This window comes from Pseudomonas sp. GNP014 (assembly GCF_054344005.1).
Map to the genome: position 1 here is coordinate 1,509,968 of NZ_JBTGUS010000001.1, position 23,142 is coordinate 1,533,109.

The following is a 23,142-nucleotide window of genomic DNA, read 5'->3' on the forward strand; positions in this document are numbered from 1 at the left end:
TGTAGGAGCCAGCCTGCTCACGAAAGCGGTTTGTCATTCACAACAGCCATAGCCTGACACTCCGCAATCGCGAGCAGGCTCACTCCTGCAAGGATTTAAAAGGGCGACTTCAGTGCGCCTGGCCGTGCCACGGCACCAGTTTGCGTTGCAGGGCGCGCAGGCTCATTTCCATGGCGAAGGCGATCAGGGCGATCACCAGAATCCCCAGCACCACCACATCGGTGACCAGGAATTGCGCAGCAGACTGCACCATGAAGCCCAAACCACTGGTGGCGGCGATCAATTCGGCGGCGACCAGTGTCGACCAGCCGACGCCCAGACCGATGCGCACACCGGTAAGAATGTCCGGCAGGGCGCTGGGCAAAATCACGTGGCGAATCAGTTGTGCGCGAGTGGCGCCGAGCGACTGCGCAGCACGCAGTTTCGCCGGGTCGACAGTGCGCACGCCGGTCGCAGTCGCGATGGCAATCGGGGCGAAAATCGCCAGGTAGATCAGCAGCACTTTCGACAACTCGCCAATGCCGCACCAGATCACGATCAGCGGCAGATAAGCCAGTGGCGGAATCGGTCGGTAGAACTCGATCAGCGGATCGAGCACGCCACGGGCGATACGGTTGGCGCCGATGGCAATGCCCACCGGCACTGCGGTCAGAATCGCAAAACCGAGGCCCAGGCCAATGCGGCTCAGGCTCGCGCCCAAGTGCTGCCACAGGGTTGAATCCATGTAGCCGGTGGTCGCCAGTAGCCAGCCTTTTTGCAGCACGGCGGACGGTGGTGGGAGGAACAGCGGTTCGATCAAACCGCTGGCGGTCACCGCCCACCAGAGCACCAGCAAGGCGAACAAGGTCAGCAGGCTGATCCAGCGCGTGCTGAGGCTGCGCCGCACGGGAATCGCCACCGAAGGGGGTTTCACCGCCGCAGCGGAAACGTCGTAACTGCTCATGCGCGCTCCTGCCGCTGAACGGCGCTGCGTTGCGAGAACACTTTGCTCAGCACGTGCTCGCGGGTTTCGATAAAACGCGGGTCGGATTTGATCGCTCGGGCGGACTCACCAGCGGCGTAACGCTGGCCGAAATCCAGGTGCAGACGTTCGACGATCTGCCCCGGATTCGGCGCGAGCAGAATCAGGTCAGTGGCGAGGAACACCGCTTCTTCGATGTCGTGGGTAATCAGGAATACCGGTTTGGCGGTGCGCTGCCAGACTTGCAGCAACAGCTCCTGCATCTGTTCGCGGGTGAAGGCGTCGAGGGCACCGAAGGGTTCGTCCATCAGCAATACACGCGGGTCAGCGGCGAGGGCGCGGGCCAGGCCGACGCGCTGTTTCTGCCCGCCGGAGAGTTGCCAGATACGGCGGCTATCAAACCCTGTGAGATCGACCAGCGTCAGCATTTCACGGGCAATCTTTTCGCGTTTGTCTTTGGCGACGCCGGCCAGTTCCAGACCAAAAGCGACGTTGGCCAACACGTCCTGCCAAGGCAGCAGGGCGTCGTCCTGGAACACCACGCCGCGTTCGGCGCTCGGGCCTTTGACCGGCACGCCGTCGAGGGTGATGCGCCCGGCGCTGGGCTCGACGAAACCGGCAATCAGGTTCAACAGCGAGGTCTTGCCACTGCCGGACGGGCCGAGGGCGACCAGCAACTGCTGAGGCCCGAGGGTCAGGGAAATGTCCGCCAGCACCGGGTCCGGGCTGCCGGGATACTGTGCGCTGATGCGCTCCAGCTGTAGCAAGGCCATCGCAGTTAACTCCCGATCAGTTGGTGATGTATTTGGCGCTGACGTACGGCGCGTAGTCCGGCAGGACGGCTTCAACCTTGCCTTGCTCCTTGAGGAACGCGGCGGTGTCGGTGATGGCCTTGGTGGTCGGCGCGCCGAGGGTGATCACCTGATCCGCCGCCAGCGGGTAGACGTTGCCTTGCAGCAGCAGCGGAATGTCGCTGGCCTTGGCGCCGGAGAGCTTCACCAGTTTGTCGACATTGCTCTGGTTGGCGAGCCAGGCTTGCGGATCCTTGCGGTAGTCGGCGTAGGCGTCGAGGGTAACCTTGGCGAATGCGCTGACGATTTCCGGGTGCTTCTCGGCGAAGTCTTTGCGCACGATCCACGCATCGAAGGTCGGCGCGCCAAACTTGGCCAGTTCGCCGGAGGTGATCAGCACCTTGCCGTTTTCCTTGGCTACACCAAGGGCCGGGTCCCAAACGTAAGTGGCGTCAATGTCACCGCGTTTCCACGCAGCAATGATCGCTGGTGGCGCGAGGTTGAGTACGGTGACTTTCGACGGGTCGATGTTCCAGTGCTTGAGCGCCGCGAGCAGGCTGTAGTGACCGGTGGACACGAACGGCACGGCGATTTTCTTGCCGACCAGATCCTGCGGGCTCTTGATGCCGGAACCGTCGCGGGCGACCAGCGCTTCGGCGGCGCCGATCTGGGTGGCGATGAGGAAGGTTTCCACCGGGACCTTGCGGGTGATCGCTGCAGTCAGCGGGCTGGAACCGAGGTAACCGATCTGCACGTCACCGGAGGCGATGGCGGCGATGATGTCGGCGCCGTTGTCGAACTTGCGCCAGCTGATGTCGGCCTTGGTGGCCTTCTCGTAAGCACCGTCGGCCTGGGCAACTTTTGCCGGGTCAACGGTGGTCTGGTAAGCGACGGTGAGGTCGGCAGCCTGCGCCAGAAAGCTCGCGGCAGCCAGAGAGGCCACGGCCAGCAGGCGCAGCGGGAAATTCAGTTTCATGGGGAGTGCTCCATATCAGGCTACCGAGGTTCGGCGTGAAAGGAGACTAAATGATCTAAGAATCTAAAAATAAATAACTTTTTAGAATGAGCTTATGAGCGGAAAAATCTAAGAACGAGGGAATTTGTGGGCGTTTCGGAGTTATTCGTTCGACATTAGATCTTTGCCCCCTCACCCCAGCCCTCTCCCCCAAGGGGGCGAGGGGAAAGGGAGCCTATCTCTGTGCTTTTCAAGGCCTGAGTTCGACGCGGTATTTCAGGTCGGCGCACTTCGCATCAACAACCCGGTCAGTCCCCTCTCCCTCTGGGAGAGGGCTAGGGTGAGGGGCTTTTAATTGCTGATCGCCAGGATGCTCGCCTGATACGAACCGACGAACACGTCGAAATCCCCAACCTCGTTCTGCTCCAGCTCAGCCTGCGCCGCCAGCGACGAACGCGCGAGCTCCTCAAACTTCGCTTGATCTTCCGCCGCCAACGGCTCGCTGCGGAAGAACTCGGCATGGGCCTGGCTCTGACGCAGGGAGAACTGCGCGAAGCTTTCCTTGTGCTCGGCCATCGCCGCCAGCACCTGCGCCGACGGGGTCAGGGACGGGTCGCTGACCTTGGCCAGTTGCGCATCCAGTGCCTTGCTGTGCGCATCGCCGCCGTGGCTCTGATCGAGCAGGGCGGCCAGCGGCGCGATCTGTTCCAGCAACTCGGCGGCCCAGGTCTTCAGCTCGACCGGCTGTCCGTCGCGCTGCAATTGCAGGCCCGGTCGGCGACCTTCCTTGACCACGCTGAGGAAGTTCGACGTCGCATTGCCGCACGAGGTGTTGGTCAGCAACGGGCTGTCGTTCAGCGCGCAGTACAGCAGGAACGCGTCGAGGAAGCGCGACTCGGTGAGGTCGATGCCCATCGGCAGGAACGGGTTGATGTCCAGGCAACGCACTTCGACGTACTGGATGCCACGGGCCATCAGCGCCTGGATCGGCCGTTCGCCGGTGTAGGTCACGCGTTTCGGGCGGATGTTGGAGTAGTACTCGTTTTCGATCTGCAGGATGTTGGTGTTGAGCTGCACCCACTCGCCATCCTTGTGCGTGCCGACTTCAACGTACGGCGGGTACGGCGTGGCTACGGCCTTGCGCAGGCTGTCGGTGTAGCTCGACAGATCGTTGTAGCACGGCGTCAGGCCGGCCTGGGCGTTGCTCTGGTAACCGAGGTCGCTCATGCGCAGGCTGGTGGCGTACGGCAGGTACAGGGTGTCCGGGTCCAGTTGTTCCAACTGGTGCGAACGACCGCGCAGGAAACCTGCATCCAGCGCCGGCGAGGCACCGAACAGGTACATCAGCAGCCAGCTGTAGCGACGGAAGTTGCGGATCAGCGCGATGTAGGACGATGACTGGAAATCGCGGTCGGTGCCGACGAAACCTTCGGCTTCGCGCAGCAGCGGCCAGAGCTTTTCCGGCAGGGAAAAGTTGTAGTGGATCCCGGCAATGCACTGCATGGTCTTGCCGTAGCGCAGGGCCAGGCCCTTGCGATAGACGTACTTGAGCTGCCCGATGTTGGAGGTGCCGTAATAGGCGATCGGGATGTCTTCCTCGGCCGGCAACGGGCACGGCATCGACGGACTCCACAGGTACTCGTTGCCGAGCTTGCTGTAGGCAAAGCGATGAATCTTGTCCAGGCTCGCCAGGGTGTCTGCCGGGTCGGGCAGGGCGGGCGTGATGAATTCCAGCAGCGACTCGGAGTAGTCGGTGGTGATCTGTTCATTGGTCAGCGCGGAACCCAAGGCTTCCGGGTGCGGCGTTTGCGCCAGTCGACCTTCGCTGGTCACGCGCAGGCATTCACGTTCGATACCGTGAAGGCACTGTTCGAGCAGAGAGAGGTTGGCGCGCTCGCCGAGCAGAGCCAGGCGGCGGTTGAGAAGTTCGCTCAATTTGGATTCCTTCACGCGTCAGTCGCCCCAATATGGGGGTGGGCAGGACGGTCTACAAGGGTGAAGTTGAAACTGGCGTTTTCGCCTGGTTTTTGAGCCGTAAAGGCCCGTGCCGATCGCCAACTTCACTCCTTGAATCTGGCTATTGCGCGTGCGGAAAAGTTCGACGCCGCAGACACAGCGCCGAAATTAACTCAAATTGATGACCAGTAGCTACAGGACAGCGAACGTGCCTTGCGCTTTTGCGACCAGTTTGTCGCCCTGCATCACGTCGGCTTCTACCACCAATGTGCGGCGACCCGGGTGGATCACCCGGGCCGTGCACAGCACCTCGCCGTCGGATACGGCGCGGATGTAGTTGATCTTGCACTCGATGGTCGCGCTCTGCTGATCGAAGCCGTGGGTGCTGGAACAGGCCAGCCCCATGGCAATGTCGACCAGACTGAACAGCGCGCCACCGTGCAACTTGCCGCCACGGTTGCGCAGTTCCGGTTCCAGCACCAGGGCGACTTGCGCCACCCCGGTTTCCAGGCTGTGCAGGCGGCAGCCCAACAGCTTGAAAAACGCGCTCTCGACGAGCCCGGCCGGAATCTCCATCAGCGTTTCTTCAACTGCTTGGCGTTGGCGAACAGCGAGGCCATCGCATTGTTCACCGGCGCGGCAGGAGCGGATTCTTTGCGTGGCGCGTTGCCCGAGGACTGGCGCGGCGCCGAGCCCGGACGCGAACCACGGGCACCGTCGATCTTCTCGCCCGGGGTGTCGCTCATGCGCATCGACAGGCCGACGCGTTTGCGTGGGATGTCGACTTCCATGACCTTCACTTTCACCACGTCACCGGCCTTCACCGCTTCGCGTGGGTCCTTGATGAATTTCTCCGACAGTGCCGAGATGTGCACCAGACCGTCTTGATGCACGCCGATGTCGACGAATGCGCCGAACGCGGTCACGTTGGTCACGACGCCCTCGAGGATCATCCCCAGTTGCAGGTCTTTCAGGTCTTCGACGCCTTCCTGGAACTCGGCAGTCTTGAATTCCGGACGCGGGTCGCGACCCGGTTTTTCCAGTTCTTGCAGGATGTCGGTGACGGTTGGCAGACCGAAGGTTTCGTCGGTGAATTTCTTCGGATCCAGACGCTTGAGGAACGCGGCATCGCCAATCAGCGAGCGAATGTCGCGGTCGGTTTCAGCGGCAATGCGTTGCACCAGCGGATAGGCTTCCGGGTGAACCGCCGAGGAATCCAGCGGGTTGTCACCGTTCATCACGCGCAGGAAGCCGGCCGCCTGTTCGAAGGTTTTTTCGCCCAGACGTGCGACTTTCTTCAGTGCAGCGCGGGTTTTGAATGCGCCGTGTTCGTCACGGTGGGCAACGATATTCTGCGCCAGGGTCGCGTTGAGGCCGGAGATCCGCGCCAACAGTGCCACCGAGGCGGTGTTCACGTCGACACCAACGGCGTTCACACAGTCCTCGACCACCGCATCCAGCCCGCGCGCCAGTTTCAGCTGCGAGACGTCGTGCTGGTATTGGCCGACACCGATGGATTTCGGGTCGATCTTCACCAGTTCTGCCAGTGGATCCTGCAGACGGCGGGCGATGGATACTGCACCACGGATCGACACGTCGAGATCCGGGAATTCCTTGGCCGCCAGTTCCGACGCCGAGTACACCGATGCGCCGGCCTCGGAGACCATGACCTTGGTCATCTTCATGGCTGGATATTTTTTGATCAGCTCGATCGCCAGTTTGTCGGTTTCGCGGCTGGCGGTGCCGTTGCCGATGGCGATCAGGTCAACCGAGTGCTTGGCGCACAGCGCGGCCAGAATGGCGATGGTCTGATCCCATTTGTTGTGCGGCACGTGCGGGTAAACCGTGGCGTGATCGAGCAGCTTGCCGGTGGAGTCGACCACGGCCACCTTGCAACCGGTACGCAGGCCCGGGTCGAGGCCCAGCGTGGCGCGCGGGCCGGCCGGCGCGGCCAGCAGCAGGTCGTGCAGGTTGTGGGCGAAGACGTTGATCGCCTCGGTTTCGGCGCCGTCGCGCAGCTCGCCGAGCAGGTCGGTTTCCAGGTGGGTGTAGAGCTTGACCTTCCAGGTCCAGCGCACCACTTCACCGAGCCATTTGTCGGCCGGGCGGTTCTGGTTCTGGATGCCGAATTGCTGGCCGATCATGCCCTCGCACGGGTGCATGGTGCCCGGCAGTTCGTCGCCGACTTTCAGCGCGGAGCTGAGAATGCCTTCGTTGCGGCCACGGAAAATCGCCAGTGCACGGTGCGACGGCATGCTTTTCAGCGGTTCGTCGTGCTCGAAGTAGTCGCGGAACTTGGCGCCTTCCTCTTCCTTGCCGGCAATCACGCGAGCGCTGATGGTCGCTTCCTGTTTGAGGTAGTTGCGCAGTTTTTCCAGCAGGCTGGCGTCTTCGGCGAAGCGCTCCATCAGGATGTACTTGGCGCCTTCGAGCGCTGCCTTCACATCGGCCACGCCTTTTTCGGCATCGACAAAACGTGCGGCTTCGGCTTCCGGGGACAGATTCGGGTCGTTGAACAGGCCGTCGGCCAGCTCGCCGAGGCCGGCTTCCAGGGCGATCTGGCCCTTGGTGCGGCGCTTTTGCTTGTACGGCAGGTACAAGTCTTCGAGGCGGGTCTTGGTGTCGGCGAGTTTGATATCGCGTTCGAGGGCCGGGGTGAGTTTGCCTTGCTCCTCGATGCTGGCGAGGATGCTGATGCGCCGTTCGTCGAGTTCTCGCAGGTAGCGCAGACGCTCTTCGAGATGACGCAGCTGGGTGTCATCGAGGCTGCCGGTGACTTCTTTCCGGTAACGGGCGATGAAGGGGACGGTAGAGCCTTCATCGAGTAGCGCGACGGCCGCTTCGACCTGTTGCGGGCGTACGCCGAGTTCCTCGGCGATGCGGCTGTTGATGCTGTCCATAAAACCACCTGACATAGTGTGAAAGCAGGCTCGCAGGCACGGAAATAAAGGCCCGGAGTCTGGTTGAGCGGCTAGAAAATTGCCGCTGCCTGGGTCAAAAGGCTCCCCATTGACCCGTGAAATCGAACAATTACTGCGCCGGTCCGGAAAAAATCGCGGCCACCTGCGGTAACGATTCAGACGTTGCCTGGCACAAAACGCCGCGCATTATAACCAGCGTTCTGTCATTCGGGGGTGTAGCAGTCTGTAGGCATAAACCCCGGTTTTCTGGCAGTGAAGGAAAAATCTGCTAACAATGCACACGGTGCGTATAACGGCAGCTACGCCATAATGCGCGCCGAGCTAAAAGGAGCATCCAATGAGCAGCACTGTAAATAATGCTGAAGGCGAAAAAATTCTTATTGTTGACGACGATCCGGGTCTGAGCAGCCTGCTGGAACGTTTTTTCGTCAGCAAGGGCTACCGCGCCCGTACCGTACCGAACACCGAGCAGATGGATCGTCTGCTGTCGCGTGAAGTCTTCAATCTGGTGGTCCTCGACCTGATGCTGCCGGGCGAAGACGGCCTGACCGCGTGCCGCCGTCTGCGGGCCGCGAACAACCAGATTCCGATCATCATGCTCACCGCCAAGGGCGATGAGATGAGCCGTATCAAGGGCCTGGAACTGGGCGCCGACGATTACCTGGCCAAGCCGTTCAACCCGGACGAGCTGATGGCGCGCGTCAAAGCGGTGTTGCGCCGCCAGGCCGCACCGGTCCCGGGCGCACCGGGCAGCGAAGATGAAAACGTCACCTTCGGTGATTACGTGCTGTCGCTGGCTACCCGCGAACTGAAACGCGGCGATGAAGTGCACATGCTCACCACCGGTGAGTTTGCGGTACTCAAGGCGCTGGTGATGAACGCACGTCAGCCACTGACCCGCGACAAACTGATGAACCTGGCCCGTGGCCGCGAGTGGGATGCGCTGGAGCGTTCCATCGACGTGCAGATCTCCCGCCTGCGCCGGATGATCGAACCCGATCCGTCCAAGCCTCGCTACATCCAGACTGTCTGGGGCGTGGGTTACGTGTTTGTGCCGGATGGTGCCGCCACCAAGTGATCGGTGATTTGTAGGAGCGGGTCTGCCGGGGGCGGGTCGAACGGCCATTCCCGCAGACTCGCAATCCGCAATATGCGAGCATTGCTCGCTCCTGCAAGTGTGTAGCGGTTATTGATGAAAACCCCTGTCTGGTTCCCCCAAAGTTTCTTCTCCCGCACCCTTTGGCTGGTGCTCATCGTCGTGCTGTTTTCCAAGGCGCTGACCCTGGTTTATCTGCTGATGAACGAGGACGTGCTGGTGGATCGCCAATACAGCCACGGCGTCGCCCTGACGCTACGCGCCTATTGGGCGGCTGACGAGGAAAACCGCGCAAAAATCGCCGATGCCGCGACCTTGATCCGGGTGGTCGGTGCCGGTGTGCCGGAAGGCGAACAGCACTGGCCGTACAGCGAGATCTACCAGCGCCAGATGCAGGCTGAGCTCGGTGCCGACACCGAAGTGCGTTTACGCATGCACTCGCCGCCAGCGCTGTGGGTGCGTGCGCCGAGCCTCGGTGATGGCTGGCTGAAAGTGCCGTTGTATCCACACCCGCTGCGTGGTCAGAAAATCTGGAACGTGCTCGGCTGGTTCCTTGCCATCGGTTTGTTGTCGACCGCCTCGGCGTGGATTTTCGTCAGCCAGCTCAATCAGCCGTTGAAGCGCCTGGTGTACGCCGCCCGGCAACTGGGCCAGGGTCGCAGCGTGCGTCTGCCGATCAGCGACACGCCGAGTGAAATGACTGAGGTGTATCGCGCCTTCAACCAGATGGCCGAAGACGTCGAACAGGCGGGACGTGAGCGTGAACTGATGCTGGCCGGTGTCTCTCACGACTTGCGCACGCCGCTGACGCGCCTGCGCCTGTCGCTGGAGTTGATGGGGGATCATAACGACCTGACCGACGACATGGTGCGCGACATCGAAGACATGGACGCGATTCTCGACCAGTTCCTTGCGTTCATTCGTGATGGCCGCGATGAGTCAGTGGAGGAGGTGGATCTCAGCGATCTGGTGCGTGAGGTGGCAGCACCTTACAACCAGAATGAAGAGAAGGTGCGTTTGCGTCTGGAGCCGATCCAGCCATTCCCGTTGCGGCGGGTTTCGATGAAGCGTCTGCTGAACAACCTGATCGGCAACGCCTTGAACCATGCGGGCGGCAGTGTTGAGGTGGCGGCGTATGTGTCCGGCGACACCAGCGCGCCGTACGTGGTCCTGAGCGTGATGGATCGTGGCGCGGGCATCGACCCTGCGGAGCTTGAAGCCATCTTTAACCCGTTCACCCGTGGCGACCGCGCCCGTGGCGGCAAAGGCACCGGGCTGGGCCTGGCGATTGTGAAGCGGATTGCTTCGATGCATGGCGGCAATGTCGAGCTGCGCAATCGCTCCGGGGGAGGACTGGAAGCGCGAGTACGCTTGCCGTTGGGGTTGATGCTTCCTCGGGATGCGGTATAGGAGCAGCGGCGAGTTTCAAGCGGCAAGCAAAAGTGTTTTTTTACTTGTCGCTTGAAACTTGCCGCTCGAAGCTGCTTTTCAGCCCTTGCCTTTGGTGCGGGTCATGTTCGGCCCGCCGTTCTTCTCAAGGTGCTCGATGATGATCCCCGCCACGTTCTTGCCCGTGGTGGTCTCGATCCCTTCCAGCCCAGGCGAGGAGTTCACCTCCATCACCAGCGGCCCGTGATTGGAACGCAGAATATCCACACCCGCCACCGCCAGGCCCATGACCTTGGCTGCACGCAAGGCAGTCATGCGTTCTTCCGGGGTGATCTTGATCAGGCTGGCGCTGCCGCCGCGATGCAGGTTGGAGCGGAATTCCCCCGGCTTGGCCTGACGCTTCATGGCCGCGATCACCTTGTCGCCGACCACGAAGCAGCGGATGTCCGCACCGCCGGCTTCCTTGATGTATTCCTGGACCATGATGTTCTGCTTCAGGCCCATGAATGCTTCGATCACCGACTCCGCCGCCGTTGCGGTTTCGCACAGCACCACGCCGATGCCCTGGGTGCCTTCCAGCACCTTGATCACCAGTGGCGCGCCGTTGACCATGTCGATCAGGTCGGGAATGTCATCCGGTGAGTGAGCAAACCCGGTGACCGGCAGACCGATGCCTCGCCGTGACAGCAGTTGCAGCGAGCGCAGTTTGTCCCGCGAACGGGCGATGGCCACCGACTCGTTCAGCGGGAACACGCCCATCATTTCGAACTGGCGCAACACCGCACAACCATAAAATGTCACCGACGCCCCGATCCGCGGAATCACCGCGTCGAAGCCTTCCAGCGGTTTGCCACGATAGTGGATCTGCGGCTTGTGACTGGCGATGTTCATATAGGCGCGCAAGGTGTCGATCACGACCATTTCATGCCCGCGCTCGGTTCCGGCTTCGACCAGACGGCGGGTGGAATACAGACGCGGGTTCCGCGACAGCACAGCGATCTTCATGCAACACCTGTGGAGGAGGTAGATACCGGGAACACCGGCTTGTCTTGTACATATTTGATGCCCGGATTGACCACCAGCTGGCCATCGATCAGGGCTTTGGAACCGAGCAACAGGCGATAGCGCATGGACTTGCGGCAGGCGAGGGTGAACTCGACCGGCCAGACCCGATCGCCCAAGGCCAGGGTGGTGCTGATCACGTAGCGCACCTGGGCATGGCCGTTGGAGCTTTTAATGGTTTTGCGCGTGACCAGCGGTGCTTCGCAACGCCGGTGACGCAACTGCACCACCGTGCCGAGGTGCGCGGTGAAGCGCACCCACTTCTCGCCGTCGCGTTCGAACGGTTCGATGTCGGTGGCGTGCAGGCTGGAGGTGCTGGCACCGGTGTCGATTTTTGCGCGCAGGCCCGCAACTCCCAGATCCGGGAGCGCCACCCACTCGCGCAGACCGACAACGGTCAAATGGTCAAATGTCTTCAATGGAAAAAACCAACAATTAACGCGTCCACGCCTCAGGTGATACCTGGGCCAACGCTTTGAATGCAGGCTTGGCGAACCAGAACCCCTGCATCAGAAATATTCCGCAATCCGCCAGGAAGTCCCGCTCGCCGGCGCGCTCTATGCCTTCGGCAATGACTGTAACGTCCAACTCCGCACAGATTGTGACAATCCCCCGAACGATAGCCTGACGGACACGGTCTTGATCGACATCGCGAATCAGCGCCATGTCGAGTTTGATCAGATCCGGTTGAAAATCAGCCAGCAGATTCAGCCCCGAAAAACCGGCACCGAAATCGTCGATGGCCGTCTTGAAGCCGAATTCGCGGTATTCACGCAGAATATTGGTCAAATGGCGATAGTTATCTACGTGCTCGCTTTCCAGGGTTTCGAAAATCAGCCGGTCGATCGGGAAATTGTGTTTCTTTGCCGCTTCCAGCGTGCTGCGTATGCATGACTCTGGACGATAGACGGCGTTGGGCATGAAGTTGATCGACAAGTGTGTCTGCATATTAAGACTGGCCGCACCTTCGATGGCGCGGGTCCGGCAGAGCTGATCGAAACGGTAACGGTTGTCTTCTGTAACTTGATCTAACACCGTCAACGCGCCTTCACCGGCGGTCCCTCGGACCAGCGCCTCGTGGGCGAAGACCGCCTGTTCGCGCAGGTCCACGATGGGCTGATAGGCGAAGGCAAAATCGAAGCCCAGCGGCTCGCTGTGCCGGCAACCCTGGCAACCCGCTTTGGGCGAGGTCAACGAAGACGGGAGTCTGGTCACTTGATCACTCCATGCCGGTCAACCGGCCAGGATCTCAGTTTATCTGGAGGGCTGAGTTCTTGCGCCCGACAGAATCGGTAGTACAGTTCCGACTACTGGCTGAACGAGGAATTCATATGGCGCAAAAACAGGAAGAGGACGACAAGGTCCGTCTCGATAAATGGCTGTGGGCCGCGCGGTTTTACAAAACCCGTGCCTTGGCCAAAGCGGCGATCGAGAGTGGCAAGGTGCATTGTCGGGGCGAGCGGTGCAAACCGGGCAAGGAGCCGCGAATCGGCGATGAGTTCGAGATCCGCACCGGTTTCGAAGTGCGCACGGTTCGAGTCGAAGCGTTGTCGATCGTGCGTCGTGGCGCGCCGGAAGCGCAGACGCTGTACGCAGAGACCGAGGCGAGTAGTGCCAAGCGCGAAGCCGCGGCGGCGATGCGCAAGGCCGGTTCTCTGGGTGTGAGCACCGACGGCAAGCCGAGCAAGAAGCAGCGGCGGGACCTGTTTAAATTTCGTGGGAACAGTAACGACGCATGATTGTGGCGAGGGAGCAAGCTTCCTCCCTCGCCCCAGGCAGTGCGCAAAACTGTCAGTTTGCTGCGGATACCACACTCATCCGCGAAACCATCGGCAACTTGCCCAGCAGCGCGAAGATCGGCGCTGTCACCTTCAGCCAGAAATTCGACGCGTGCCAGGCAAACGGCGTGTAATAACCCCAGCCCAATGCCCACACCGCCAGCAGTAAACCGCCGATGTAATCGTCCTGGCCCCAATGCGCGCCCGCCACCAGGCGTGGCAGCATGAACAACAGCGCCAGGCCCCAGATGCTCAGGAACTGGCCAACCGTACGACTGAACACGCCCATGAACAGGGCCCAGATCAACAGTACCGAAGCATGGTCACCGGGAAAGCTCTGGCCCGAACGGTCCTTCAGCTCCCAGGCTTTTTCCATATGCGGGAAGTAGTCGCTGATGTGCACTGCGCCTTCAAGCACCATCGACGGGCTGCTGTGCTGCCAGTCCATGTGGTCGGCAAACTTGGAAAACAGCGCGCGGATGACCACCATCAGCAGCAGGATCGAGAAAAAACCGAAGAACGCGCGACGCACGTCAATCGCCTTGAATACCCAGTCACCCTTGATCAACAACGTCAGCAGAATGATCCCGACGACGATGTCAAACGGGCGCAGGCTTGCAATTGCCCAGATGTGGAGCCATATCGGGTTGCTGGCCAGCGGTGCATTGAGCGAGCGGAACAGCCACTCGTCGAAAATCACACACAGCATCTGGCCCGTAGGCCATAACCAGAAAGCCAGTAGTGCCAATGGCACCACGTTACACAGAACCAGCCGGCCGAGGTTCCACCTTGATTGGAACAAACCCGGATTGTTCATAAAATGCCTCCCATGGCTAAGCATCGGCACCAAAAAAAGTGCCAAGAAACGAAATTTTCACGTTTTGTAACCATTTTGTCATCACATTCAGATACCCAGACCTATGACCGACCTACCGGATACCGATTACACCCAACGCTTCATCTTCGATGACAGCGACACGCGCGGCGAACTGGTTGCGCTGGAACGCAGCTACGCCGAAGTCCTCGCCAAGCACCCGTACCCGGAGCCGGTGGCGCAGCTGCTTGGCGAATTGATGGCGGCCGCCTCGTTGCTGGTGGGCACCCTGAAATTCGACGGCTTGCTGATTCTGCAGGCGCGTTCCGAAGGGCCGATTCCGCTGCTGATGATCGAATGCTCCAGCGAGCGCGAGATCCGTGGCTTGGCGCGTTACAACGCCGAGCAGATCGCGCCGGACGCCACCCTTGCCGACCTGATGCCGGGCGGCGACCTGACCCTGACCGTCGACCCGACGATCGGCCAGCGTTACCAAGGCATCGTCGACCTTGACGGCGACAACCTGTCTGAGTGCTTCACCAATTATTTCGTCATGTCGCAACAGGTCGGCACGCGCTTCAAGCTGTTCGCCGACGGCCGTCGTGCGCGCGGGATGCTGCTGCAACAGCTGCCGGCCGACCGTCTGAAAGACGAAGAAGAGCGCGCCGCCAGCTGGCAGCACATCACCGCACTGGCGAGCACGCTGACCGCCGATGAATTGTTGAGCCTGGACAACGAAACCGTGTTGCATCGCCTCTACCATGAAGAGCAGGTGCGCCTGTTCGATGTGCAGAAACTGCGCTTCCGTTGCACCTGCTCACGCGAGCGTTCGGGCAACGCGCTAGTCAGTCTGGGTCTTGAGGATGCGCAGCAGTTGGTTCAAGAGAACGGCGGCAATATCGAGATCGATTGCCAGTTCTGCAATCAGCAGTACCTGTTCGACGCAGCCGATATCGCTCAATTGTTCGCTGGCGCAGGCGTCGACACGCCGTCAGATACCCGGCACTAAAACGGTTCAGCGCAGGTAAATTCACTGCGTAACGACGGAATTTCGCCGTTACGACGGGAGGACCCTACTCTTTTTGGGCTTTTCTGGCATAATCCGGCCCACTTTTTTCGCGGTAGTAGTGCACGACTTTCTACTACAAAACGTTTGGAGCACACTCGGCCACTGGCCGACGGGGAACCTCATGACGCAAGCCAATAACGCCGTGTACACCGATCTGAGTGTTGATGATCTGGTTAAAGAAGCCCTGAACCGCGGTGAGGGCGAGCTTGCCGATACCGGCGCTCTGGTTGTTCGCACTGGTCACCGCACCGGTCGTTCGCCGGTTGACCGTTTCATCGTTGAAGAGCCTTCCACCCAGGCCGCTATCGCCTGGGGCCCGATCAACCGCAAGTTCCCGGCCGACAAGTTCGACGCGCTGTGGGCTCGCGTAGAAGCATTCAACAACGCGCAAGAGCATTTCGTTTCCCACGTGCATGTAGGCGCGGCCGAAGATCACTACCTGGCCGTGAAAATGACCACTCAGACTGCCTGGCAGAACCTGTTCGGTCGTTGCCTGTTCATCAACCCGGCGCAGTACAACCCGGCCGGTCGTGAAGAGTGGCAAGTGCTCAACGTGGCCAACTTCGAGTGCGTGCCTGAGCGTGACGGCACCAACTCCGATGGTTGCGTGATCCTCAACTTCGCACAGAAGAAAGTGCTGATCGCCGGCATGCGTTACGCCGGTGAGATGAAGAAAGCCATGTTCTCCGTGCAGAACTTCCTGCTGCCGGCCGCTGACGTGCTGCCAATGCACTGCGCTGCCAACATCGGCGAAGAAGGCGACGTGACCCTGTTCTTCGGTCTGTCGGGCACCGGTAAAACCACCCTGTCGGCCGACGAAAGCCGTTACCTGATCGGTGACGACGAACACGGTTGGGGCGAAGGCGTTGTCTTCAACATCGAAGGCGGCTGCTATGCCAAGTGCATCGACCTGTCCGAGAAGAACGAGCCGGTCATCTGGAAAGCCATCAAGCACGGCGCTGTGCTGGAAAACGTTGTTATCGACGACGCCAAGCACGCCGACTACGCCGATGTCAGCCTGACCCAGAACAGCCGCGCGGCCTACCCGCTGGAGCACGTTGCCAAGCGTTCCGAGAAGAACCTGGGCGGCGAGCCAAACGCTGTGATCTTCCTGACCTGCGACCTGACCGGCGTCCTGCCGCCAGTGTCGATCCTCAACGAAGAGCAAGCGGCCTACCACTTCCTGTCCGGCTACACCGCTCTGGTGGGCTCGACTGAAATGGGTTCGGGCAGCGGCATCAAGTCGACCTTCTCCACCTGCTTCGGCGCGCCGTTCTTCCCGCGTCCGGCTGGCGAATACGCCGAGCTGCTGATCAAACGTATCCGCGGCTTCGGCTCCAAGGTCTACCTGGTCAACACCGGCTGGACCGGCGGTGGCTACGGCGTCGGCAAACGCTTCAACATCCCGACCACCCGCGCAGTGATCGCCGCGATCCAGAGCGGCGCACTGATCGGTGCAGCCACCGAGCACCTGGACACCATCAACCTCGACGTGCCATTGGCCGTACCGGGCGTTGAAACCAACCTGCTCAACCCACGCAACACCTGGGCTGACAAGGCTGCGTACGACGAGGCTGCCAAAGCACTGGCCGGTCTGTTCATCGAGAACTTCAAGAAGTTCGAAGTGAGCGATGCGATCAAGGCTGCCGGTCCTAAGTTGTAAAATCGGTTTGCAGCGATGAGAAAGCCGCCTCTTGGGGCGGCTTTTTTGTGGGCGAGTGGAAAGTGCTCACAGGTGGACTGCCATTATTCCCGCAGAATTCGAGCTGAATAGCCAGAATAAAGCCACTTGAGTGGCGGGGCATTCTCAGTACCCCCAGCTTTCACGGCCCATTGCTGCCGGGCCTGGATTATTCGCAGCATTTCTACGCATCGGTCTTTGATCGCGTGGACGATGCTGTAGTCGGAGGCCGCAGCCATTCCTCGTGTTACTTCGATTCTGCCTCTTCTGTACAGGGGCGGTCGTTGGCGGCGAATTTCCCTTTGATTCGAACAACTCGTCGAGATCAGTTGCTGCTTCAGGGGGGACCTGACTAATGCCTGTTATCAGGCCGGAGCCTTCCAGTTGAGCATTTGCTGTTGCGCAACCTGCAGCAGGTCACAGCCATCCTGCGTCAGCAGATATAGAGCGTGGGTGATGTGCGGGATGTCTTCGACATCGGCCTGTTTGAAGTTGAGGCAGTAGAGGGTGCGTAGCAGGTCGCTTGAAGCACGCAGGCGCTGCACGGCGCATTCGAGGATGTCTTGTGGATTGGCGGCTGTGTCGATGACCAGAGGCTTGGTGTCGGTGAGGTTGGATTCGAGCGGACGGAAGCGATCGGTCGTGAATTGATTCCATGTTTTCAATGTTCTTGATCCTCAAATGAAGGTGTCCCAAACAAAGCCGCCATAAAAACTGCAGGCAATTGGATACCGGCGACATACAGCGGACGCTTATGCACGTTCCATTCGAGTGACCAGGCCCGAGCCGCTGATTTGGCAGCGACCGTCACGACTATAGGTATGAGCAACCCTGGTGCGAAAGGCGACATAGCGTTGTGTTTTGCAGGAACCGGATGAAGCGTTGACAGGCTTTTCACCGTTGCTTCGCCTGATATTTGAACAGGCTCGCTCAGGTCGGCCGATCGGTAGCTTCAGCCTCTGTGACCACTATAGAAGGGCGCCCTAGAGCGAAACAAGACGGCCAAAATGGACAGGTTTCGTAGGGGTTTTTCCGAGGTTTGGGCATTTGCCCTACGCATTTTCATGGGGTTCTCAAGGCAAAACCCTTAGGCGAGAATTTTCCTACGGTTTTCTCAGGCGCTTCGCCAAAAAGCGCTGTAAGGTGCGCGCCAGAATCTGTAGGACATTTCCAAACGTCCGATACGCGCTTAAAGGGAATTAGGTATGCAGTGGCTACGAGTGGCCTCGATCGTATGGCTGTGGGTCAGTGGTTGTCACTTGGTGATTGCCGCTGAGTTGGGCAATTCTCCAGTGTCGAGTCAGCTGGATCGAACCGGTTGGCCGGATGCCCTCACCAGTCAGGCGAATGTCGACACAGCCTCGCGTGCCGAAGTGCTGATGTTCGGCAAGGCGTTGCTGGCCAGCGAGGCTCTGGACGAGTCAGGGCTCAAGCAGCGGCTGGGTGTGGCGCAGGTGCAGCTCAAATCGATCAGACGGGTGCGCGACGGCTTGTGGGATCGCTTGCTGAGTACCTATCGCACTGCCAGCCTCGATTGCGACGAGCAAATGTTTTGTCCAAGGGTGCGCAGCGTCGCGGACTTGCGGCAACTGGCGGCAGCGTTCACCGGCGATATCAGCCCTGCCCATACACTGTGGGTGAGCAACAGCCAGCGTGTGCATGAGCAGATCCTGAACGAGCAGTTGCGTGTGGCGGTGTTGCGGCCCTGACTCAATCAGCCCAGGGACGCGCCATCCTTCGCCACGAAAATGGCGAGTTCCGGAGTGTCACCGGGAAACGGCATGCATCCGCTCAGCAACAGCGACGCGATGAAGAGGGCGAGGGGCAATTTCAGTGTGTTCGACATGGTCATTCCTTTGTGAGGTTGCGTACATATCGCCGTCCTGGCGTTATGTGGAGAGTGAAGCGGGCACGTTAGCGCGGTGCCGGAAAACACCGCGATAAACAAATCGGGCCGTTTGTTTCAGTCTGTGACCGGGCGTCCGGGGCTGTATCATTCCGTATTGGTTTGCCCCCCGACCTTTTCTCGACTCGCTGCGATCGCCCGCTAGGCTGTTGGCATGGCAGCGGTCAAAGGAGTGACAGCGAATGCACAACACCCTGGAACAGGTTTTCGGTTATCCACAGTTTCGACCCGGTCAGGAGCAGGCCATCAGCGCTGTATTGGCCGGGCGCTCGGCGGCGGCGATTTTCCCCACCGGCTCGGGCAAATCCCTGTGTTATCAAGTGTCGGCAGTGCTGCTGCCGCATCTGACGCTGGTGGTTTCACCGTTGCTGGCGCTGATGCAGGATCAACTGGCGTTCCTGCAACGCCACGGCATCCCGGCAGGCAGCATCGATTCGGCACAGAGCCGCGACGACGCCAATGACGTCATGGCTCGTGCTCGCTCCGGTGAGCTGAAGATTCTGATGGTCTCGGTCGAGCGCCTGAAAAACGAGCGATTTCGCAACTTCCTGCAGCAGGTGCCGATCTCGTTGCTGGTGGTGGACGAGGCGCACTGCATCTCGGAATGGGGCCACAATTTCCGTCCCGACTACCTCAAGCTGCCGGACTATCAGCGCCAGTTCAATATTCCCCAAGCCCTGCTGCTGACGGCCACCGCTACGCCGAAAGTCATCGCCGACATGCAGGCCAGATTCGCCATTGCCGCCGAGGACGTGGTGACCACCGGTTTCTATCGGCCCAATCTCAACCTGCTGGTGGAACCGGTGCGCGCTCAGGACAAGCGCCGGCGCCTGGTGGAATGGATGGCCGAACGGCAGGGGCAGCCGGGCATCGTCTACGTCACCCTGCAGAAAACCGCCGAGCACGTCGCCGAACACCTTGGGCGAAATGGCATACAGGCCGAGGCCTATCACGCCGGGTTGCCCAATGATCAGCGTGAAGCCATCCAGAAACGCTTCATGGCCGGGCAGTCCAATTGCATTGTCGCGACCATTGCGTTCGGCATGGGCATCGACAAGAGCGACATCCGCCAGGTGGTGCATTTCGACTTGCCCAAATCCATCGAAAACTACAGCCAGGAAATCGGTCGGGCAGGGCGCGACGGGCAGCCCTCGGATTGTCTGGTGCTGGCCAATCGCGACAGCCTCAACGTGCTGGAAAACTTCGTTTACGGCGACACGCCGGAGCGTGGGGGTATTCGGTATGTGCTCGATGAATTGCAAGCATCGGTGCCTGAGGGGCAGTGGGAATTTCTGCTCGGACCGCTGGCGGATCAGAGCAACATCCGCGCGTTGCCGCTCAAGACTTTACTGGTGCAGCTGGAGCTGCGCGGGTTGATCGCTCCGCGCTACGCCTATTACGCCGAATACCGTTTCAAATACCTGCTGGAGCCTGAGGCATTGCTCGAGCGCTTCGAGGGCGAGCGCAGGGACTTTGTCGCGGCGATCATCCACACCTCAAGCCGTGCACGTACCTGGGCGACCGTGAATTTCGAGGCAATGTACACGCAGTATTCCGCTGAGCGCAGTCGGGTGGTGAAGGCCCTGGATTACTTTCAGGAAAAGGGCTGGATCGAACTTGAAAGCAAGCAGATGACCGAAGTCTACAGCGTGCTGCAGAGTGACTTCGACAGCGCTGTGTTGAGCGGTGAGCTGCATGCTTACTTCACTCGCCACGAACAAGCCGAAGTGGCGCGGATACACGCGATGCTGGAACTGTTCTCGACCGAGCGTTGCCTGGGGTATCGCCTGGCCGAGTACTTCGGTGATCACCAGGCGCCCGAGCGGTGCGGGCATTGTTCAGTGTGTCATGGCCACATCGCGCGTCTGCCGGCACCACCGCAGTTGCCGTCGCTTGTGGATAAAAGTTTCCCGGCGCTGTGCGGTGATTTTATCCACAAGCATGAACAACACGCAGGCAGTGTTCCGACGGCGGAGCGGCTGACACGGTTTCTGTGCGGGATCAGTGTGCCGCTGTTTACCAGGCTCAAGGCGCGGACGATCTCCGGGTATGCGGCGCTCGAGGAATATCCCTACGCCGACGTGCGCCGCTGGGTTGAGGAACACCTCTGATCTTTTTGTAGGCGCTGGCGCGAGTGGGGTTTATCCATCCGCTGAATGTCGATCATCACGGTAATAAACTTCAAAAAGCGTGATTGGCTGACTATGGTGAAGGCTGTCTTCGGATCGCCAACAAGAGAACAACATGAGCCAGACATCCTTCGATATTCAGCAGGCTGCCGTGATCGGCGCGGGCACTATGGGGCGCGGCATTGTCATGTGCCTGGCCAATGCCGGCGTTGCAGTGCAATGGGTGGATAACAATCCACAGATGCTTGAGCAGGCACTGGCCGCAGTAGCCGACACTTACGCACACAACGTGCGGCAGGGGCGGATTGATCAGGCTGAAGCCGATGCACGCCTCGCCCGGGTCAGTGCAGCGGCGGATTACGCGGCGATCCGTAATGTCGATCTGGTGATTGAAGCGGTGTACGAGAACCTTGAGCTCAAGCAGAAGATCTTTCGCGAACTCGATGGCTTGTTGAAACCCGAAGCATTGTTGGCGAGCAATACCTCGGCGCTGGATATCGACGCGATTGCCGCGGTAACCCGGCGCCCGGCTCAGGTGCTGGGCCTGCACTTTTTCAGTCCGGCACACATCATGAAATTGCTGGAGATCGTGCGAGGTGCAAAGACTTCGCCGACGGTCCTGGAGGCCGCACTGGCCCTGGGCAAGCGCATGGGCAAGGTCAGTGTGGTGTCGGGCAACTGCCACGGCTTTATCGGCAATCGCATGCTGCATCCGTATGTGCTGGAGGCACGCAAGATGCTCCTCGAAGGCGCTTATCCACAGCAGGTGGATGCGGCGTTGCAGGGTTTCGGTTTTGCCATGGGGCCGTTCCGCATGTACGACGTGGTCGGCATCGATCTGGAGTGGCGTGCCCGCGAGTTGGCCGGCGAAGGCCAGGATGCGCCAGAGGTTCAGGTGGATAACCGCTTGTGCGAGCTGGGCCGGTTTGGACAGAAGTCCGGCAACGGTTACTACCATTACGAGCCGGGCAGTCGTCAGGCCGAGCATGATCCTGAGGTCGATGCGTTGGTGTTGCAGGTCAGCGAAGGGTTGGGCTTCCAGCGCCGCGAGATCGGCCCGGAGGAGATCCTGGAGCGCAGTCTTCTGGCATTGGTCAACGAGGGTGCAAAGATTTTGCAGGAAGGCATCGCCCAATCGGCACACGACATTGATTTGGTGTACCTGAACGGCTACGGCTTCCCGGCAGACAAGGGCGGCCCGATGGCCTGGGCGGATCAGCAGGGGCTGGCGGACATTCATCAGCGCTTGCTGGCGCTGGAGACGCGTCAGGGCGATCAGTGGAAACCGGCGCGGTTGATTGGCGAGTTGGCCGCGCAGGGCAAGGGGTTTGCTCAAGCTTAGTGTTACGGCGAAAATCGATCCCCCTCACGCCAGCCCTCTCCCCCAAGGGGGCGAGGGGGAGGGGAGCCGATCTGCGTGGGTTTCAGCATTCGAGTTCGACTCGACAGTTCAGGTCGGTGTATTTCGAGAAAACACCTCGGTCAGTCTCCTCTCCCTCTGGGAGAGGGCTAGGGTGAGGGCAAGCGGCCTCACTGAAAAAACAGGAGAGTCAGCCCAACCATGTCCACCCCTCAACGCACCGACTACCCACACTTCCAGCCCATCACCACACGCTGGCACGACAACGACGCTTACGGTCACGTCAACAACGTGACCTACTACAGCTTCTTCGACACAGCCGTGAACACCTACCTGATTCAGGTCGGTGGTCTGGATATTCATGATGGCGAGGTGGTGGGGTTTGTGGTCAGTTCGGCGTGTGATTACTTTGCCTCGATCGCGTTTCCCGATCTGATCGAAGTCGGTCTGCGAGTCGGCAAGCTGGGCAACAGTTCGGTGCAATACGAGCTGGCGGTGTTCAAGGTGGGGGAGTTCGAGGCGTGCGCAGCGGGGCGTTTTGTCCATGTCTTCGTGGAGCGGACGAGCAATCAGCCGGTTCCGATTCCAGGCCGGTTGCGTGAAGCCCTGGAGCGTCTGCTGGTTTGAACCGGGGCAAAAAAAATCGCAGCCCAAGGGCTGCGATTTTTGCTTTCCCGCGTAACGCAATGCGTCAGTCGCGATAGTAGCGGTGATGCTTGCGATGGCCATAGGCGTGACCGCGACCACGGTGGTCATCGCGGTAGTAGCGACGGTCACGACCGCGATCGTAATGACGGCCTTCGTCATTGCTCTGGTTGCCCATGTAGTTGCCCAGCGCGCCACCGGCGCCGCCACCTGCTGCGGCGCCGATCAGGCTGCCGGTGGTGCCGCCCATGCTGCGGCCGACCACGTTACCGCCGGCTGCGCCCAATGCACCGCCAATGGCGGCTTCGCCACGGCTGTGTTTGTTGGCGCCCACCGCGCTACCACCCGCGCCGCCCAGGGCTGCGCCAATGGTTGAACCTGTGCTGCCGCCTAAAGACTGACCGACGACCGAGCCAAGAACCCCGCCCAATGCGCCGCCCACACCTGCTTCGGTGGTGCCTCCGGCAGAAGCGAAGCCACTGACCAGGCCAAGGGACAACAAGAGAATCGAGGAGAACTTCATAGAGGAGCCTCAAAGGGATGACGGCGCCGATCCTGAGGCTGTGTAACAAGGCTGACAATCGAAATCCGACGAATAACACGACTTGTATACAATTATGCAAGTTACT

The 23,142-nt window shown here is 60.3% G+C and carries 22 protein-coding genes; 9 read left to right on the forward strand and 13 right to left on the reverse strand.

Annotation, left to right across the window (positions count from 1 at the left end):
- Positions 1 to 109: 109 nt before the first annotated feature.
- The 6 genes from tauC to ACXX9E_RS06915 form a co-directional block, all read right to left on the reverse strand.
- Complete coding sequence (gene tauC, locus ACXX9E_RS06890; protein WP_123470541.1) at positions 110 to 943, reverse strand: taurine ABC transporter permease TauC; 834 nt, start codon at positions 941 to 943, stop codon at positions 110 to 112.
- A complete protein-coding gene (tauB, locus tag ACXX9E_RS06895; protein ID WP_458555214.1) occupies positions 940 to 1,734 on the reverse strand; it encodes a taurine ABC transporter ATP-binding subunit in 795 nt (264 codons plus the stop codon). Before tauB ends, tauC begins: the two co-directional genes overlap by 4 nt.
- A gap of 16 nt (positions 1,735 to 1,750) precedes the next feature.
- On the reverse strand, positions 1,751 to 2,728 hold the full coding sequence (gene tauA, locus ACXX9E_RS06900; RefSeq protein ID WP_123470544.1) for a taurine ABC transporter substrate-binding protein: 978 nt from the start codon (positions 2,726 to 2,728) through the stop codon (positions 1,751 to 1,753).
- 330 nt (positions 2,729 to 3,058) lie between these two features.
- Complete coding sequence (gene gshA / locus ACXX9E_RS06905) at positions 3,059 to 4,642, reverse strand: glutamate--cysteine ligase (RefSeq protein WP_458555215.1); 1,584 nt, start codon at positions 4,640 to 4,642, stop codon at positions 3,059 to 3,061.
- A gap of 213 nt (positions 4,643 to 4,855) precedes the next feature.
- Positions 4,856 to 5,239 (reverse strand): PaaI family thioesterase, encoded by a 384-nt coding sequence (locus tag ACXX9E_RS06910; RefSeq protein ID WP_007917925.1) that lies wholly within the window; start codon positions 5,237 to 5,239, stop codon positions 4,856 to 4,858.
- Positions 5,239 to 7,563 carry a Tex family protein gene (locus ACXX9E_RS06915; protein WP_123470548.1) on the reverse strand — a complete coding sequence of 775 codons (2,325 nt, stop codon included), beginning with the start codon at positions 7,561 to 7,563 and terminating at the stop codon, positions 5,239 to 5,241. The genes ACXX9E_RS06910 and ACXX9E_RS06915 overlap by 1 nt, the downstream gene beginning before the upstream one ends.
- Before the next feature lie 358 nt (positions 7,564 to 7,921).
- On the opposite strand from ACXX9E_RS06915, the gene ompR reads away from it, so the two are divergent.
- Both ompR and ACXX9E_RS06925 read left to right on the forward strand, forming a co-directional pair.
- Entirely contained in the window at positions 7,922 to 8,662 is a 741-nt protein-coding gene (gene ompR, locus ACXX9E_RS06920) for an osmolarity response regulator transcription factor OmpR (RefSeq protein ID WP_123470549.1), read from the forward strand.
- A 114-nt stretch (positions 8,663 to 8,776) separates the two neighbouring features.
- Entirely contained in the window at positions 8,777 to 10,090 is a 1,314-nt protein-coding gene (locus ACXX9E_RS06925; protein WP_123470551.1) for an ATP-binding protein, read from the forward strand.
- A 78-nt stretch (positions 10,091 to 10,168) separates the two neighbouring features.
- Here the strand turns inward: ACXX9E_RS06925 and rimK are convergent, their stop codons facing one another.
- The 3 genes from rimK to rimA are packed head-to-tail and all read right to left on the reverse strand — an operon-like array spanning position 10,169 to position 12,346.
- Positions 10,169 to 11,074, reverse strand: coding sequence for a 30S ribosomal protein S6--L-glutamate ligase (gene rimK / locus ACXX9E_RS06930; RefSeq protein WP_007949201.1), 906 nt, complete (start codon positions 11,072 to 11,074; stop codon positions 10,169 to 10,171).
- Positions 11,071 to 11,550 carry a retropepsin-like aspartic endopeptidase RimB gene (gene rimB / locus ACXX9E_RS06935; protein WP_007917936.1) on the reverse strand — a complete coding sequence of 160 codons (480 nt, stop codon included), beginning with the start codon at positions 11,548 to 11,550 and terminating at the stop codon, positions 11,071 to 11,073. The genes rimK and rimB overlap by 4 nt, the downstream gene beginning before the upstream one ends.
- Before the next feature lie 16 nt (positions 11,551 to 11,566).
- A complete protein-coding gene (rimA, locus tag ACXX9E_RS06940; RefSeq protein ID WP_128614928.1) occupies positions 11,567 to 12,346 on the reverse strand; it encodes a S6 modification regulatory phosphodiesterase RimA in 780 nt (259 codons plus the stop codon).
- A gap of 116 nt (positions 12,347 to 12,462) precedes the next feature.
- Here rimA and ACXX9E_RS06945 point away from each other — a divergent pair, with 116 nt between their 5' ends.
- Positions 12,463 to 12,870, forward strand: coding sequence for an RNA-binding S4 domain-containing protein (locus ACXX9E_RS06945; RefSeq protein ID WP_123470555.1), 408 nt, complete (start codon positions 12,463 to 12,465; stop codon positions 12,868 to 12,870).
- Positions 12,871 to 12,922: 52 nt separating this feature from the next.
- On the opposite strand, the gene ACXX9E_RS06950 is transcribed toward ACXX9E_RS06945, so the two are convergent.
- A complete protein-coding gene (locus tag ACXX9E_RS06950; protein ID WP_458555216.1) occupies positions 12,923 to 13,726 on the reverse strand; it encodes a phosphatase PAP2 family protein in 804 nt (267 codons plus the stop codon).
- A gap of 103 nt (positions 13,727 to 13,829) precedes the next feature.
- Between ACXX9E_RS06950 and hslO the strand changes: the two genes are divergently transcribed.
- The gene (gene hslO, locus ACXX9E_RS06955) at positions 13,830 to 14,732 is read left to right on the forward strand and encodes an Hsp33 family molecular chaperone HslO (RefSeq protein ID WP_123470558.1); all 903 of its coding nucleotides are present in this window, start codon (positions 13,830 to 13,832) and stop codon (positions 14,730 to 14,732) included.
- Between the two features lie 181 nt (positions 14,733 to 14,913).
- Positions 14,914 to 16,455 (forward strand): phosphoenolpyruvate carboxykinase, encoded by a 1,542-nt coding sequence (locus ACXX9E_RS06960; RefSeq protein WP_025110978.1) that lies wholly within the window; start codon positions 14,914 to 14,916, stop codon positions 16,453 to 16,455.
- Between the two features lie 383 nt (positions 16,456 to 16,838).
- On the opposite strand, the gene ACXX9E_RS06965 is transcribed toward ACXX9E_RS06960, so the two are convergent.
- Positions 16,839 to 17,138, reverse strand: a complete 300-nt coding sequence (locus tag ACXX9E_RS06965) for a hypothetical protein (RefSeq protein WP_123470560.1) — start codon at positions 17,136 to 17,138, stop codon at positions 16,839 to 16,841.
- A gap of 540 nt (positions 17,139 to 17,678) precedes the next feature.
- On the opposite strand from ACXX9E_RS06965, the gene ACXX9E_RS06970 reads away from it, so the two are divergent.
- Positions 17,679 to 18,182: a polysaccharide deacetylase gene (locus tag ACXX9E_RS06970; protein WP_458555217.1), complete on the forward strand. Its 504-nt coding sequence runs from the start codon at positions 17,679 to 17,681 to the stop codon at positions 18,180 to 18,182.
- A gap of 5 nt (positions 18,183 to 18,187) precedes the next feature.
- On the opposite strand, the gene ACXX9E_RS06975 is transcribed toward ACXX9E_RS06970, so the two are convergent.
- Entirely contained in the window at positions 18,188 to 18,319 is a 132-nt protein-coding gene (locus ACXX9E_RS06975) for a hypothetical protein (protein ID WP_256591295.1), read from the reverse strand.
- Positions 18,320 to 18,561: 242 nt separating this feature from the next.
- On the opposite strand from ACXX9E_RS06975, the gene ACXX9E_RS06980 reads away from it, so the two are divergent.
- From ACXX9E_RS06980 to ACXX9E_RS06990, 3 genes are all read left to right on the forward strand, one after another.
- The gene (locus tag ACXX9E_RS06980; RefSeq protein ID WP_267805326.1) at positions 18,562 to 20,490 is read left to right on the forward strand and encodes a RecQ family ATP-dependent DNA helicase; all 1,929 of its coding nucleotides are present in this window, start codon (positions 18,562 to 18,564) and stop codon (positions 20,488 to 20,490) included.
- 133 nt (positions 20,491 to 20,623) lie between these two features.
- Complete coding sequence (locus tag ACXX9E_RS06985; RefSeq protein ID WP_267805328.1) at positions 20,624 to 21,850, forward strand: 3-hydroxyacyl-CoA dehydrogenase; 1,227 nt, start codon at positions 20,624 to 20,626, stop codon at positions 21,848 to 21,850.
- Between the two features lie 219 nt (positions 21,851 to 22,069).
- Complete coding sequence (locus ACXX9E_RS06990) at positions 22,070 to 22,495, forward strand: acyl-CoA thioesterase (RefSeq protein ID WP_128614185.1); 426 nt, start codon at positions 22,070 to 22,072, stop codon at positions 22,493 to 22,495.
- Positions 22,496 to 22,559: 64 nt separating this feature from the next.
- On the opposite strand, the gene ACXX9E_RS06995 is transcribed toward ACXX9E_RS06990, so the two are convergent.
- Complete coding sequence (locus ACXX9E_RS06995; RefSeq protein ID WP_128614184.1) at positions 22,560 to 23,036, reverse strand: glycine zipper domain-containing protein; 477 nt, start codon at positions 23,034 to 23,036, stop codon at positions 22,560 to 22,562.
- Between the last annotated feature and the right edge of the window lie 106 nt (positions 23,037 to 23,142).